Consider the following 14623-nt stretch of genomic DNA (forward strand, 5'->3'; position numbering starts at 1 on the left):
ACGGCAACGATAGTGGATGACGGCAGTGGCCCGGGTCCCGATCCGGATGATGACCGTCCAAGCGTGACTATTTCAGATGCTGGCACCATTAATGAGGGTGAGACAGCCAACTTCAAAGTGACGCTATCGAATGCCTCCGAGTCTACAGTTCAAATCGAGCTAGGCCTCAACTTGGGTGACACCGAAGTTGGAGATTTGGGCACCCTAGAATACAACACGGGAAGTGGTTGGGTGACAGTGCCAAACGATGGTGTAGTAACGGTGCCAGCGGGGCAAACTGAGTTTGATGTGCGTATTGCTTCCATTGATGACGCTGTTTATGAAGGCCCTGAAGATTTCAGCGTGACAGTAACCGGCATTGGTGCAGTGCAAGGCAGCGATACCGGTACGGCAACGATTATTGATAATGATGCTCCTCCTTCTATTTCAAATGTTGTGAATGCAGTTGTTTCGGAAGAAGGTTTAGCTAATGGTATCCCTGATAATACAGGAGCACCTTCAGACACCACTAACTCCGCAAGTTTCTCAGGAACATTCACAGTTGCCGATCCAGACACGGCGAATGTTTCAGTGGTATTGGCAGGCCCTAACAACCTAACATCAGGAGGGGAGCCTATATCGTGGACGTGGGACAACAGTACTCAAACGCTGACTGCGAAAACTGCTCACCTGAGCGTTGTTGCTACTGTTGTGCTGAGCGAGCCTTCAGCTTCAGGTCAAGGCTCTTGGGACTATACTATTACTCTGTTTGAGCCACTTGATCATCCTGTTAATGATGTGGAAGACATCATCAACTTTGATTTACAGATTTCTGTAAGTGATGGACAAACAACAACATCTCAAAGCTTAAATGTGGCCGTTGAAGATGATTGCCCATACGTGCCTGTTGTTGTTCAACCCGTCGATGTGTCGCTTACTGGTGCACCTAACGTTCTGACAGGGCGCATAGATTTTGCAGGAAGTGAGGCAGATGCAACCAGTCGAACATTTGGGGACGTTGTTGTGACTGCAAACGGTTTTGTGTCTGACGAATCTGTGATGCTGGGAACAGCTGAAATCAATCAATCATCAGAAGGGATTGGCGTTAAAAGTTCTGGTAACAACGGCTTCCAATTAGAAAACGAAGTCGATTATCGATTCGCGAGTAATGAGGGTGTATCAGAGCAGTTAATCATAGACTTAGGCAATAAAGTTGCTTACGGAGCAGAAATAGAATTTGAGAAAATGTTTGGTGGTGAACTTGAGAAAGGAATCGCATCTTTTTATAGAGATGGTGTATTAATTGCTCAGCAATCGTTCAGCTCTGACGCAAGCAGTGGTGATTACGCGGCAAATTTCAATGTTCAACAGGGAGGCTTTGATAAAATCATCCTCGAGGCGACCAGTAATGGCAATGGCCCGGATACTGAAGACAACAGTGACTTTACCGTTAAATCAATAACCTTTACAGGTGCGTACTCTGGCGTGCCAATTGCTAGTGCGGATGGGAACCTCGGTGCTGTATATGGAGCTGATGGCCCTGGTTCTATAGTCTTAAATGGAGGTGAGGCTGGTTTAGAGACTCTAGATGGTAAAGACGTGTTGATATACGTCGATCCACAAAACTCTAATAGACTGATTGCAGAGGCTGATGGAGAGCTTGCATTCGAAGTTCAACTTACACCTAGCACTGGAAAATGGGAGTTCTTCCAATACTTGCCTTTGACCTCACCTTATGGCGATGGGGATATCGATTTTAACTACACTATTACTGATAATGATGGCGACAGTAAAACGGGGTACTTTTCTGTCAACCCTTACGCCCCACCAATTGTAGAAGGTGTAACACTAAACGTTTCTGAGGAAGGCTTAAGCAACGCCATTGCTGATGACTCTGCTCTAAACGGCTTTGATGACACAACTGACTCGAGTACTGATGTAGAACAATTGACGCTGGGTCAAACCGTTGATTCTGTTACGCTCAGTGAACCATCTACAGCTCTTACTAGTAACGGTATCTCTGTAACGTGGACGTTATCAAATAACGACCAAATGCTTATCGGTTCAGCGAACGGTGAAGAGGTTATCAAAATATCAGTCAATGATACTGGAGTGGTATCTACGGAGCTTCTTGGTCCGATTGATCACTCCAACCCATCTGGAGAAGACACCTTAAATATTGAGGTGCCTGTGCTTGTCTCGAATGCTCGTGGTCTTACTAACTCCACAACGGTCAACGTTATTGTGGAAGATGACTCACCAGATTCTGCATCTATTATTCACGATGTAGTTGCAGAAACTAAAGAAAGTGCCAACGTTCAGCTCATAATGGATGTCTCGGGTTCTATGCGAACGGATAATCGCTTGCAGATAATGAAAGATTCGGCAACTCAGTTATTGAATCAATATGAGTCTATCGGTCAAACGCGAGTTCAAATTATTACTTATAGCAGTACAGCATCCACTTACGCTATAGGTGCTGCGACGTGGCTGACGGTCGAGGAGGCCAAAGCGTATATTGAGACGCTAACTGCGGGTGGCGCGACTAACTATAACAACGCGCTAAATGAAGCAAAACAGTCATGGGATGATGTAGGTAAGTTAACCAGTGCGTCGAATGTTAGTTACTTCTTGTCAGATGGTCAGCCAAACCCTGCGTCATCATTTATAAACGACGCTCGCGAGCAGAGTTGGATTGATCACCTAACCGATCCTGATAATCAGATAACAGCCCTAGCGTATGGTATGGGCGTTAATCTTATGCCGGAGCAATTAGATCGCGTAGCATATGATGGCTTTTTGAATCAAGACCTTGATGGTGTTGTGGTTCCTGACGTAACTCAATTACCTCCGGTTATGTTGCAGTCAGTGATTCAACCTGTTGGGGGGAACTTGATGTATACCACTTCTCCAGATACAGGTATTGGTGCAGATGGTGGTTATATTAGCGAAATAGAACATGACGGTGTCACTTATTCGTTTGATGGTTCAGACCTAATAGTAACTGACAATAACGATGGTATTTCGCATGCATTTGACGACACAACGATGCAGCTTACTATCTATATCGACAGCAAACATACTCTGGAAATCGACTTAAACGACGGTGCGTATGCATTTTATGGTGCGGTGGGTGATACAGTTGAAACGTTAGACTTCGATTATGTATTGACGGATAACGATGGTGATCAAAGTGAGAACACCCTGCAATTCGTTATTGATGAAAACGGAGGAGTAAATGCTTCAAGTAATGGCTCTGCAAATATTATTGAAGCTGAAGTGGACGTAAGTCATGACATCTTGATCGGTAATGATAACGAGGCAGATGTCTTTAAATGGGTCAACGACTCCTTGGATACAGGAACAGATCTAATTAGAGGTTTTGAGAGAGATTTGGACACCTTAGATCTGAGTGAAGTCGTTGAAGATGCAGGGCACAATACGATAGAAGAACTTCTCAATAGTATTGACTTGAACATTGATGGCGATGACTTATCTCTAGAAATAACCCATAACGATGGAAACTCAATTCAAACTATCGTAATAGAAAACGGGGCGACAGAGTTTAGTGATTTAATCGTGGGAAATGCGGACTTTGAGAGAGATGTGTTATCCGCACTAACTAAGGTTAACTTAGAGCCATAATGAAAAAGGGCCAGTAGGCCCTTTTCTTCTGCTTTGTCTTACGTATTCGTAGCCTAAAGCACTTTACATGCAAAACCTTTTAAGTAGAAACCTTCTGGATATGCGGTATCGGTTGGGTGGTCAGCGGCTTGTTCAAAACGCTCCACAAACTTTACTTGGCGGTTAGCATCTACGGCTGCATCAGCGATGATTTTCTGGAACAGAACTTGATCCATCAAGCCAGAGCACGAGTAGGTTAGTAGCGTGCCGCCCGGTTTTAGAATTTGCATTGCTAGCATGTTGATGTCTTTGTAACCACGACATGCGCCGTTTAGTTGTGCTTTGCTCTCTGCGAACTTCGGTGGGTCCATGATCACAACATCGAACTGAGTTCCTTGATCACGATACTCACGAAGCAGCTTAAACACGTCTGCATTTAGGAACACGGCACGCTTCTTCGAAATATCAAACTCGTTTAGCTCTGCGTTGAATTTTGCGGTATCTAAAGCAGGTTGCGACACGTCAGCGTTAATCACACGCTTTGCATCACCTTTTAGAGCGTAAAGTCCGAAGCCACCTGTGTAAGAGAAGCAGTTAAGAACTTCTTTGCCTTTCATATATTTCATCGCTTGCTGGCGACTATCACGTTGATCTAGGTAGAAACCTGTTTTGTGTCCGCCAACGATATCTACACTAATCTTTACGCCATTTTCTTCGATGACGACTGATTTAGGTGGCTCTTCGCCGTGCAAGACGCCCGTGCTCTCTTTTAAACCTTCTTTTTTACGAACGGCCACGTCAGAGCGCTCGTACACATTACAATCAGGGAAGCACTCAACCAGAGCGTCAACAATAGCCTGCTTATTGTGTTCTGCGCCAGCACTGAGAAGTTGGCACACAAAGAAATTTTGGTAACGGTCGATCGTAACGCCTGGTAAGCCGTCAGACTCTGCTGCGATAAGGCGATAACCCGTAAGGCCATCACGTTCGATAATGTCTTCACGAAGAAGTTGTGCGTCTTTAAGTCGTTTAACGAAAAACGCGGTGTCGATTTCTTCTTTATCAAAACTCCAAATACGAGCACGAATTTGTGAAGCTGGCGAATATGCCGCTTTAGCTAGCCATTTACCGTCGTGAGTGAATACATCAACCGTTTCGCCAAGAGCAGGTTCGCCCTCAACTTTGTTGATGCCTCGAGAGAAGATCCAAGGGTGCTTGCGCTTGACCGATTTCTCACGACCTTTAACCAAATAGATAGCAGCTGTCATTTCATTAGCTCTTGTTGAATTTTGAAAGGGGCGTATTGTCCGGGATGTGAATGGTAAAAGCAATATCCCTCGGCAATCCAGTACATTGTAGTGACTTTTAAATACAAAAAAGGTCACTAAAGTGACCCTTTTATTTGAATTTGCTGTAACAGATTCCGTTGCTATGCTTTAAGTCCAGTAAGTAGTGCTTCCATTGTGTCGCTTTGCTTACGCAGTTGATCAACGTTTTGTGAAGTCGTGCTTATCATATTGCACACGTTATCTGCTTGAACTCGAATTTCTTCAACGCTTGAGGCGATATTGTCCGCGACTACACCTTGCTCTTCAGCTGCTGTTGCAATTTGAATGCTACTGTCGGAGATAGTTTGATTTTTATCTGCCAAAGAGCCGATTTCGTGATTCACTTCCGTCATGAGGTTTTGTCCCTCATTTGCATTATTAACTGTCACTTCCATCAGCTTAGTAAGCGACTGGCTGTTACGCTGTAATGATTCAATCATCGTTTGGATTTCAACTGTCGCTTGCTGAGTGCGTCCCGCAAGAGCGCGAACCTCATCCGCAACGACCGCAAATCCACGACCTTGTTCTCCAGCACGTGCAGCTTCAATAGCCGCGTTCAGAGCAAGTAGGTTGGTTTGCTCGGAGATCCCATTGATTGTTGTCACTACTTCATCAATTTGTGCTGCATTGGCATCTAACTCGGCAACGGCTTGAGACGCAGATTGAATCTCATTAGAAAGGTTCGAAATCGAGTGAAGCGTATTCTCAACTTTCACTTGTCCAGACTGAGCCACGTTACGTGCATCATCGGTTTGCGTGCTTGAATCGTGAGCTAGTGTCGCGACTTCTCGAATCGTTGATGCCATCTGTTCAGTTGCACTCGCAAGAGAGTTGAGGTGTTCCTGCTGAGTCGCTGAAATATCTGAACTGTGATGAATCGATTGATTCAGATCTGAGCTAATTTGTTGCATTAAAGCCACAGACTCTTGAATCGACAGCACCATTTGTTGCTCTCGTTCTGCAACTTTGTCTATCGTAATAGCAATTTCACTAAACTCGTCGCGAACAGGGAAGAAGTTCATTCTCGCAGTTAGGTCGCCACCAGCAAGAGTGTTTAATGCTTTGTTCATCGTGAACATCGCGCCGCCAATAAACGTCATGATGTAGTAAACGCCAAGAGCGAGAATAAACAAGCTCACACAGATGATGCTCACTTGAGTCGTTGATAGGGCAGTCCATAAAGAAAGTTCATGGTTTGCAACCAAGCTGTACGCACCATTTAAAACTGACACGGATTGCGGCCCTGAGCCAATAGAAACGGTTTCTGAACCCGCTATGAGGCTTGCTACTTGAGATTGAGAAAGGTTGCCTGCCTCTATCAGACCTTTCATAAGCATGAGCTCTTCTTGGTACATACTTGAGATCAGTGTATTAGCCGCGCTATTAAGGACGAGAGTGAGAATGACTAAAGCAAGAAGAGGGAGAACGAAGAGCAAATAGAACTTTTCTTGAATCTTTAAGTGAATGAGATACTTATCAATCCAGCGGAATGGAATTTCTTTCATAATTATAATAACCGTGCAAAAACCCACTATCCTTAGTGGGGTGAATAGACGAAAAGAATATATCACTCAGTAAAAAGAAGCGGTACAAAGATGAACGTAAAGTGTGAGAGATTTATAGTAAAAGGTCATGTTCAAGGCGTGGGCTTTCGTTACCATACTTCCCATCAAGGATTGAAGCTAGGGTTAACAGGTTATGCGAAGAACCTAAACAATGGTGATGTTGAAGTGATGGCGTGTGGAACAGACGCGCAAATAGTTGCGTTTTCGAAATGGTTACAAGAAGGACCGCGAACGGCAACAGTAGAGCATGTGATGCAGGAGCCTGCGTCGTATAAGCCGTTACGCGGTTTTAAAATTTTATGAATCTACAAGCATTTAGCTGGCTTTGGTAGGCCGGCTAATTTGGTTGCTTGTTTGGCTGGCCCCTTTTTAAACAGCTTGAATAGATACTTACTATTACCTTTTTCTGGGCCGTGCGCTTTTTCCATCGCTTTCACAAGCATACGCACTGCAGGGGAGGTATTAAACTCTTCATAAAAGTCTCGCACAAAATGCACAACTTCCAAATGAGCATCCGTAAGCTCGATGTCTTCTTCTTTTGCTAAAAGCTCAATCATACCTTCTTCCCATTGAGTATGATCCAATAAGTAGCCTTGAGCATCCGTTTCAATTTCTTTGCCGTTGTAAACGAACATAACGTTTTATCCGTTAAGTAAACATGGATGTTTATAGATTAGCGACAGCCGAGAATGTTCTCAACAAAAGAATCTCGAAGTCGTATCGAGCGAATCAAAAGCGTACAAAATGGTGAGTGTTTTTGACTGAGCTAGGCACTTTGATAGAAATGCTCTTTTATTCAAATAAATAGGAAACTATTCAGTTTGTTAGAAATTTTACGGGATGAGTACCAACGAAATTGCATGGATATCCAGGCTTATTCATTTTTGTTTTGGTTTTTTCTTGGCTACTTGTCTGATTATGGGATTTTATGGGTGAATGAATAGCTGACAACGTTGTGTTTGTTTTCATAGACCGATATTCTCATTGGATTAATGAAAGCCTGTATTCAGGTTAGAAACAACAATGATGACAAGGAGTTAGTCATGTCGAAACAACGTTACATTGAGATTAATGACAATGTAAAATCCACTTGGTCCATCGAGCGAATTTGGCAACTTGCAGAATCCTTACCTGTAGAAGAAATTGCGATTGCTGATATAAAAGGCCCAAATGAAGTGACTTGGTTTAGTCATGAAGGGCCACAGCCAACCTGCCGTGAAATTGCAAAACATTGCCAACGAATCAACAATGCTGATTTGTCGTATCCGGTAATCTTAACCAGTGACTATCGTGTTTTTGACGGTATGCACCGAATCGCCAAGCAAATCATGTTAGGAGAGGAAACGATTAAAGTGAGACGCTTTAGAGAAAACCCAGAAGCTGACGAAGTTATCGAGTTGGCGGTAGACCAAGCGTAACAAACTGAATTACTTGCAAAGAAAAAGCCCGAAGGAATTACCTTCGGGCTTTTTGATTCTACTTAACGAGAAACGATTAATCGTCGTTCATGATGCCTAGAATGCTTAGTAGGCTGATGAAGATGTTGTAGATTGATACATACAAAGTTACTGTCGCAGAGATGTAGTTTGTTTCACCGCCACGAATAATGCTTTGTGTTGTCATCAGGATCGCCATAGTAGAGAAAATGATAAACAAGCTGCTCAACGCCAAGTGTAAAAGGGTTGATTGAATAAAGAAGCTTGCAATCATGCCCACAACCAGCACAACAAATAGTGATAGCATTAAGCCACCCATCATCGATAGGTCACGTTTCGTTGTTAGTGCGTATGCCGATGCTGCCATGAAAGATAGTGCCGTACCACCGAGTGCGGTTAATACGATATCGCCCATGCCTGCACCTATGTACATGTTTAGAATAGGGCCAACGGTGTAACCTAAGAAGCCAGTAAATAGGAACGTAAACACAAGGCCAAGACTGTTGTTACGGTTTTTTTCTGTTAAGAATAGTAGGCCGTAGAAACCAACCAGCATTAGGATGATACCTGGATGTGGAAGGTTAAATGCCATTGCAACGCCAGCAACGACTGCCGACCATAAAAGTGTCATTGAAAGTAGAGCGTAAGTATTACGCAATACTTTGTTCGTTTGTAGAGCACTTTCTTGAGTTGAAGTGCGGGTAAACATTGGACTGTTCATAATCTTCCTCGATAAGAGACTTTCTTTTAAGTACATTTATGGGATTGAAAGTTCAAAAAATCAAGCCCTAACCATACGTAACTTAGATAAAATAATAATAGAAATAAGATGTTATGTATTTGGCAACTTGTAACACAATATTACTGCCTAGCATAGCTATGTTGATTCTTACACAGATTTTTGAATTTAGTAACAAAAAGCACTGGCTTCATAGAAACCAGTGCTTTTTTATGTCGATTCGGCTAAATCTTAGTGGTGTAAGATTTGCGCTAGGAAGTTTTGGGTCCTATCCGATTGAGGATTCTCAAAGAAGTCGACCGGGTTGTTTTCTTCGATGATCTCTCCTGCGTCCATGAATATCACGCGATCGGCAACCTCTTTAGCAAAGCCCATTTCATGTGTCACACATAGCATAGTCATGCCTTCCTCGGCGAGTTCGACCATTACATCCAGTACTTCGCGAACCATTTCCGGGTCGAGTGCAGATGTTGGCTCATCAAAAAGCATGACTTTAGGGTTCATACACAAAGAGCGAGCAATCGCCACACGTTGTTGCTGACCACCAGACAACTGACCGGGATACTTCTCCGCTTGGTCTGGAATTTTTACACGTTCCAGATATTTCATCGCAACTGCTTCTGCCTCATCTTTTGGCATCTTCTTCACCCAGATAGGCGCGAGCGTACAGTTTTCCAGTACGGTTAAATGAGGGAAGAGATTAAAGTGTTGAAAGCACATGCCCACTTCTCGGCGCACTGCTTCAATGTTCTTTAAGTCTTCAGTTAATTCCGTACCAGAGACGTAAATGCTGCCTGCTTGGTGCTCTTCAAGACGGTTAATACAGCGAATCATCGTTGATTTTCCCGACCCTGATGGACCACAGATAACGATTTTCTCGCCGCGCTTAACGTCGAGGTTAATATTTTTTAGTACGTGAAACTCACCATACCATTTATTCATGTCCTTCAATTGGATCATGTAATCTTGTTGTTGCGTCATAATACGTCCTTGATCTTGATGAGTTATCGTTTGTGACCGGTATGAAGTTTGTTTTCAAGCCATATCGAATAGCGCGACATGCCAAAACAAAATACCCAAAACACTAACGCGACAAATACATAACTTTCTGTAGCAAAACCTAACCATTCAGGGTCGGTGTTTGCTGCTTGCCCTATACCGAGTACGTCAAACATACCAATGATGAGTACCAAACTGGTGTCTTTAAACAAACCGATGAAAGTGTTCACGATAGAAGGAATAGTAATCTTTAGCGCCTGTGGCAAGATAATCAGCCCAGTCTTTTTCCAGTAACTTAACCCAAGCGCATCAGCGGCTTCATATTGACCTTTCGGAATGGCTTGTAGACCACCGCGTACCACTTCTGCCATGTAAGCTGAGGCAAACATAACCACACCGATAAGGGCGCGAATCAGTTTATCTGTCTCTGAACCTTCAGACATAAATAATGGAAGCATAACCGAAGCCATGAACAAAACCGTAATCAGCGGAACGCCACGCCAAACTTCAATGTAGACGGTACAAATGCTGCGAATGATCGGCATCTCTGAACGTCTACCAAGCGCAAGCACCACACCTATTGGCAGTGAAACTACGATACCAACTAACGCAATAATGAGCGTAACGAGTAGTCCACCCCATTTGTGTGTATCGACCACTTCTAGTCCAAAGACACCACCGTATAAAAGTCCAGCGATGATGAATGGGTAGATGTTTACGAAGAAAAGCCAAATCCACATCCGTTTCGGTGTCTTCTCATACGCGAGTAAAACAGTAAATATGGCTAATGTGATATAGAACAGGCGAGGGCGCCATAGTTCGGACTCTGGATAAAAACCATACATGAACTGCTCCCAGCGCACGCTGATAAATACCCAGCAAGCACCATCTCGGCTACAGTCGTCACGCGTTGAGCCAATCCAGTCTGCGTTAATAAACGCCCAATCCACGATATACCATATTGCAGTTACGACAATATACGCAAGAATGACAGTAACAATGGAATTGATAGGGCCATTAAATAGATTTTTCCGCATCCAACCAACGAAGCCTACAGTATTGGCGGGTGGTGGGAGATCCGGTTGAAATTGATGAGTACTCATATTATCTCTCCACCAGCGCGACTTTACGGTTATACAAGTTCATTAATGCAGACGTAATCAGACTTAATGTCAAGTACACGCCCATCGTCATCGCAATGATCTCAATCGCTTGTCCCGTTTGGTTCAGGGTAGTACCAGCAAACACAGAGACAAGATCTGGGTAACCAATCGCCATCGCTAACGATGAGTTTTTGGTGAGGTTGAGATATTGACTGGTTAAAGGTGGAATAATAATTCGTAACGCTTGAGGAATGACAACAAGCTTTAAAGTTTTCGAGCGTGGTAAGCCTAGCGACATCGCTGCTTCGGTTTGACCATGACTAACCGCATTAATACCAGAGCGAACAATCTCAGCAATGAAAGAAGCTGTATAAACACTCAATGCCAAAAGTAGCGCAGCCAATTCAGGAATAATGCTAATACCACCTCGGAAGTTAAACCCTTTTAGTTCAGGATAATTCAGTGAAATTGGCATACCAGCAAGGAAGTACACAACCAATGGAAGGCCAACAACTAAACCCAAAACTATTCTTCCCATTGGGGTTTGTTGCCCAGTGAGACGTTGCTTATTATTCGCCCATATATTAATTAATAAGCTTGCGATTACCCCGAAGATTAACGCCGCAATAACGTAGCTACTGCCAGGTTCCATAGTCGGTGCAGGGAAATATAAGCCACGAACGTTCAGGAAAATAGCTTCACCAAGACTTAAGCTTTGGCGTGGTGAGGGTAATGCTTGAAGAACAGCGAAATACCAGAAGAATATTTGCAGAAGAAGGGGGATATTTCGGAAAGTTTCGATATAAACTGCCGCTAAACGACTAACTAACCAGTTAGAAGAAAGGCGGGCAACCCCCATGGTAAAGCCAATCACAGTAGCCAGAATAATACCTAATACAGAGACTAACGCCGTATTAAGAAGGCCGATGATAAATGTTCTACCGTAAGAGTACGTTTCATCGTATTCAATTAATGTTAACCCAATACCAAACCCGGCTTCTTGATTCAGAAAACCGAAGCCCGTTGCAATACCACGAGCATCTAAGTTATTGAGAGCGTTGTTTACAATCGTGTAAAAGAAAAATACCAGTGCAGCAATGGCAATGATCTGGAAAATAGCAGAACGAAAGGCAGGATTATAAATCAGGCTCTTGCTTCCGCTTGGTTTGGACATCGTACTTGGCGATGCATCTTGTGTCGGTTTCATACAGCGATAACCTCAAACCTTAGTTATAGATATCGGCCTGTATAACGAAGTTTCGTCCTTGCTGGCTAAAGAATAACGCTCTCATGTCTAGCGGCTTACGAACCTTTAAAGCCGTTCCACAAAGCGAGCGCTTTTCGCCATCCAATGAGCGATCCTTACTCATACAGTGAGATATAATCAAGAAAAAGGGCGGCATGAACCGCCCTGATTAACTCTTTCTATCGGATTGGTGGCGCGTACATAAAGCCGCCTGCATTCCATAGCGCATTAACGCCACGAGAGATTTCTAACGGCGAACCAGTACCGACTGTACGTTCGAAGCTTTCACCATAGTTACCAACTTGTTTGATAACCTGGTAGCCCCAATCGTCGCGGATACCCAACCCTTTGCCTTTAGGGCCATCAACACCAAGGATACGTTTGATGTTTGGATCTGTTGACTTCAGCATTTCATCCGCATTCTTCGAACTAATACCGTATTCTTCAGCGTTAATCATCGCAGACAATGTCCACTTAGCGATGTTAAACCATTGATCATCGCCTTGACGAACGACTGGACCTAGTGGCTCTTTAGAGATGATTTCTGGAAGAACGGCCGCAGAGGACGGATCTTTCAAATTCAAACGCAGTGCATAAAGGCCAGATTGGTCAGTTGTTAATACGTCACAGCGTCCCGCATCAAAACCTTTCGAAGTTTGCGCCGCTGTGTCGAATACCACAGGTTTGTACGCCATGCCTTGGTTGCGGAAATAATCTGCAAGGTTTAGCTCGGTTGTTGTACCTGATTGAACACATACCGACGCACCATCAAGCTCTTTAGCACTTGATATACCAAGTTCCTTCTTCACCATAAAACCTTGACCGTCGTAGTAGTTCACACCTACGAAGTTTAGGCCCAGTGCAGTGTCACGGTGGAGAGTCCAGGTCGTGTTACGGGAAAGCACATCAATCTCACCAGATTGAAGCGCAGTGAAACGTTCTTTTGCGGTTAGGGGTACATATTTAACTTTCGTTTTATCCCCAAGAACGGCTGCAGCCAGTGCTTGGCAATATTCTACGTCGATACCTTCCCATTCGCCTTTTGAGTTAGGGTTAGAGAAACCAGGTAGACCGGTACTTACACCACAAGTAAGAAAACCTTGTTTTGTGACTTTGTCCAGAGTAGTGTCTGCTGCTTGAGCTGATGTTGCCATCATCGCAGTAGAAGCCGCTACGACGGAAGCAAGAACTGTGAGTTTATTTGCCATTTGTATCCTTCCTGTATGATCCATGTTTAATCAGGAGTGACCTGAAATAACGTGTCCAATTCGTTAGAGTTATCGTCCTACGTGATTGATTTTCGAAGAAACGGCATTCGATAGATCAACCAGTTATAAGCGTAGGAAAGGATCTGTTAATTCTCAAATATATAATTTAAATGAAGTTTTGAGAGAACTTACAAAGTGCCTTGAGATTTAGAATGACGAAATGTTAATTGTTTGTAAATAGTGCAATTCATGGACAATTTGGTGCATCAGAACAATCAATAGAAGAGTGAACAATACAAAAGAATAAAAAGTTGTTATTAAAACTGTCATTAGCTGAGCAAGGTGAAGTTCAGTAAAAATTCAAACAAAAATTATTTGTGATACCGAAACAGGGTGATGAGCTTGCCCCATTTTTGGTAGCATGGTCTACAACAGCTAATTAGAGTAATCATGGATTGAAATGCGATATTTTCCTCTGTTCTTAGATTTAATTAATAAACCCGTTCTCGTCGTGGGTGGCGGTGAGGTGGCAAGCCGAAAGGTGGAAGCGTTGCTAAAGGCTGGGGCGGATGTGACTATCGTTTCTCCGACGTTGGTTGATTTTCTGTCTAAGCTTGCTTCTGAGCATCAACTGCGCTGGGTACAACGTTTCTATTCGAGTGACATTGTCACTAAAAACTTTGTTCAAGTGTGGGCGACGACAGACAATCCTGAGCTAAATCACCAAGTGTACAAAGATGCCAAAGAGCTAGGCATCTTGGTTAACGTTGTGGATGATAAGCCTTATTGTGATTTCATCACGCCGTCAATGATTAATCGTGGCCGCATCCAAATCGCTATCTCTAGTGGTGGAGCTTCGCCAGTTTTAATTCGAAACATCCGTGAAAAGCTTGAATCGATACTGCCACAAAACATGGGGTTGATGGCGGATTTTGCTAACTCAAAGCGAAACTCAATTAAAGAGGCACTGCCTAGCGTCGATTTACGCCGCAAGTTTTGGGAGCAATTTTTCTCGAATCCCGAGGTGGAAAACGCGCGAGATAATCGTGAGTTAGAAGCAATTTACCAAGCGACCATGGCAACACCTTTAGATGAAAAGGGAAGTTGTACTTGGATACATGTTGGGAAAGATGTTGAGATGTTGCCAATAAAAGCCGTACGCTATATGCAACAAGCGGAGCTGGCTCTGTACTCAACTCGATGTGAAGCGAATGTGTTAGAACTAATACGCAGAGATGCAGAAAGAGAAGCTTTCTCGAGCGCTGCTGAGCTTTCGGATATGCTGGCCAAGGCTAAAGCTGAAAAGCTTCGAATTTGCGTGTTCATACCACAAGGAACGAGCGAATTCGTATTGCTGCAAGGGCAGGACTTGGTTATCTAGCAATGCCAAATGCTA

Annotated in this window: 12 protein-coding genes; 4 read left to right on the forward strand and 8 right to left on the reverse strand. The window is 43.6% G+C overall.

Annotated features, from left to right (window positions below; genetic code table 11):
* Positions 1-3624: VWA domain-containing protein (locus MTF70_RS16430; protein ID WP_248394089.1), on the forward strand; the 3624-nt coding region annotated here is incomplete at its 5' end.
* A 53-nt stretch (positions 3625-3677) separates the two neighbouring features.
* Here MTF70_RS16430 and MTF70_RS16435 read toward each other — a convergent pair.
* Together MTF70_RS16435 and MTF70_RS16440 are read right to left on the reverse strand one after the other, a co-directional pair.
* Positions 3678-4871, reverse strand: a complete 1194-nt coding sequence (locus tag MTF70_RS16435; protein WP_025766603.1) for a class I SAM-dependent methyltransferase — start codon at positions 4869-4871, stop codon at positions 3678-3680.
* Positions 4872-5032: 161 nt separating this feature from the next.
* The gene (locus tag MTF70_RS16440) at positions 5033-6436 is read right to left on the reverse strand and encodes a methyl-accepting chemotaxis protein (protein WP_053304484.1); all 1404 of its coding nucleotides are present in this window, start codon (positions 6434-6436) and stop codon (positions 5033-5035) included.
* Between the two features lie 90 nt (positions 6437-6526).
* Between MTF70_RS16440 and yccX the strand changes: the two genes are divergently transcribed.
* On the forward strand, positions 6527-6799 hold the full coding sequence (yccX, locus tag MTF70_RS16445) for an acylphosphatase (RefSeq protein WP_033905335.1): 273 nt from the start codon (positions 6527-6529) through the stop codon (positions 6797-6799).
* 2 nt (positions 6800-6801) lie between these two features.
* On the opposite strand, the gene MTF70_RS16450 is transcribed toward yccX, so the two are convergent.
* Positions 6802-7131, reverse strand: a complete 330-nt coding sequence (locus MTF70_RS16450; protein WP_005377396.1) for a TusE/DsrC/DsvC family sulfur relay protein — start codon at positions 7129-7131, stop codon at positions 6802-6804.
* A 408-nt stretch (positions 7132-7539) separates the two neighbouring features.
* Between MTF70_RS16450 and MTF70_RS16455 the strand changes: the two genes are divergently transcribed.
* Positions 7540-7914: a chromosome partitioning protein ParB gene (locus MTF70_RS16455; protein WP_042523006.1), complete on the forward strand. Its 375-nt coding sequence runs from the start codon at positions 7540-7542 to the stop codon at positions 7912-7914.
* Between the two features lie 76 nt (positions 7915-7990).
* On the opposite strand, the gene MTF70_RS16460 is transcribed toward MTF70_RS16455, so the two are convergent.
* The 5 genes from MTF70_RS16460 to MTF70_RS16480 all read right to left on the reverse strand — a co-directional run bounded on the left by MTF70_RS16460 (position 7991) and on the right by MTF70_RS16480 (position 13227).
* Complete coding sequence (locus MTF70_RS16460) at positions 7991-8653, reverse strand: Bax inhibitor-1/YccA family protein (RefSeq protein WP_025766607.1); 663 nt, start codon at positions 8651-8653, stop codon at positions 7991-7993.
* A gap of 249 nt (positions 8654-8902) precedes the next feature.
* Positions 8903-9652 carry an amino acid ABC transporter ATP-binding protein gene (locus MTF70_RS16465; protein WP_005377400.1) on the reverse strand — a complete coding sequence of 250 codons (750 nt, stop codon included), beginning with the start codon at positions 9650-9652 and terminating at the stop codon, positions 8903-8905.
* Positions 9653-9675: 23 nt separating this feature from the next.
* Positions 9676-10773, reverse strand: coding sequence for an amino acid ABC transporter permease (locus MTF70_RS16470; RefSeq protein ID WP_005389988.1), 1098 nt, complete (start codon positions 10771-10773; stop codon positions 9676-9678).
* Position 10774: 1 nt separating this feature from the next.
* Positions 10775-11980 carry an amino acid ABC transporter permease gene (locus MTF70_RS16475; RefSeq protein WP_170890643.1) on the reverse strand — a complete coding sequence of 402 codons (1206 nt, stop codon included), beginning with the start codon at positions 11978-11980 and terminating at the stop codon, positions 10775-10777.
* Positions 11981-12198: 218 nt separating this feature from the next.
* Positions 12199-13227 carry an amino acid ABC transporter substrate-binding protein gene (locus MTF70_RS16480; RefSeq protein WP_005377403.1) on the reverse strand — a complete coding sequence of 343 codons (1029 nt, stop codon included), beginning with the start codon at positions 13225-13227 and terminating at the stop codon, positions 12199-12201.
* 460 nt (positions 13228-13687) lie between these two features.
* On the opposite strand from MTF70_RS16480, the gene MTF70_RS16485 reads away from it, so the two are divergent.
* Positions 13688-14608, forward strand: a complete 921-nt coding sequence (locus MTF70_RS16485; protein WP_033905330.1) for a bifunctional precorrin-2 dehydrogenase/sirohydrochlorin ferrochelatase — start codon at positions 13688-13690, stop codon at positions 14606-14608.
* The last annotated feature ends 15 nt before the right edge of the window (positions 14609-14623 follow it).

This window comes from Vibrio sp. 2CM40D, assembly GCF_023161825.1.
Classification (GTDB): Bacteria; Pseudomonadota; Gammaproteobacteria; order Enterobacterales; family Vibrionaceae; genus Vibrio; species Vibrio alginolyticus.

Coding starts and splice junctions, on each gene's coding strand:
- MTF70_RS16435 (WP_025766603.1), bottom strand. CDS start 4,871: ATGACAGCTGCTATCTATTTGGTTAAAGGTCGTGAGAAATCGGTCAAG.
- MTF70_RS16440 (WP_053304484.1), bottom strand. CDS start 6,436: ATGAAAGAAATTCCATTCCGCTGGATTGATAAGTATCTCATTCACTTA.
- yccX (WP_033905335.1), top strand. CDS start 6,527: ATGAACGTAAAGTGTGAGAGATTTATAGTAAAAGGTCATGTTCAAGGC.
- MTF70_RS16450 (WP_005377396.1), bottom strand. CDS start 7,131: ATGTTCGTTTACAACGGCAAAGAAATTGAAACGGATGCTCAAGGCTAC.
- MTF70_RS16455 (WP_042523006.1), top strand. CDS start 7,540: ATGTCGAAACAACGTTACATTGAGATTAATGACAATGTAAAATCCACT.
- MTF70_RS16460 (WP_025766607.1), bottom strand. CDS start 8,653: ATGAACAGTCCAATGTTTACCCGCACTTCAACTCAAGAAAGTGCTCTA.
- MTF70_RS16465 (WP_005377400.1), bottom strand. CDS start 9,652: ATGACGCAACAACAAGATTACATGATCCAATTGAAGGACATGAATAAA.
- MTF70_RS16470 (WP_005389988.1), bottom strand. CDS start 10,773: ATGAGTACTCATCAATTTCAACCGGATCTCCCACCACCCGCCAATACT.
- MTF70_RS16475 (WP_170890643.1), bottom strand. CDS start 11,980: ATGAAACCGACACAAGATGCATCGCCAAGTACGATGTCCAAACCAAGC.
- MTF70_RS16480 (WP_005377403.1), bottom strand. CDS start 13,227: ATGGCAAATAAACTCACAGTTCTTGCTTCCGTCGTAGCGGCTTCTACT.
- MTF70_RS16485 (WP_033905330.1), top strand. CDS start 13,688: ATGCGATATTTTCCTCTGTTCTTAGATTTAATTAATAAACCCGTTCTC.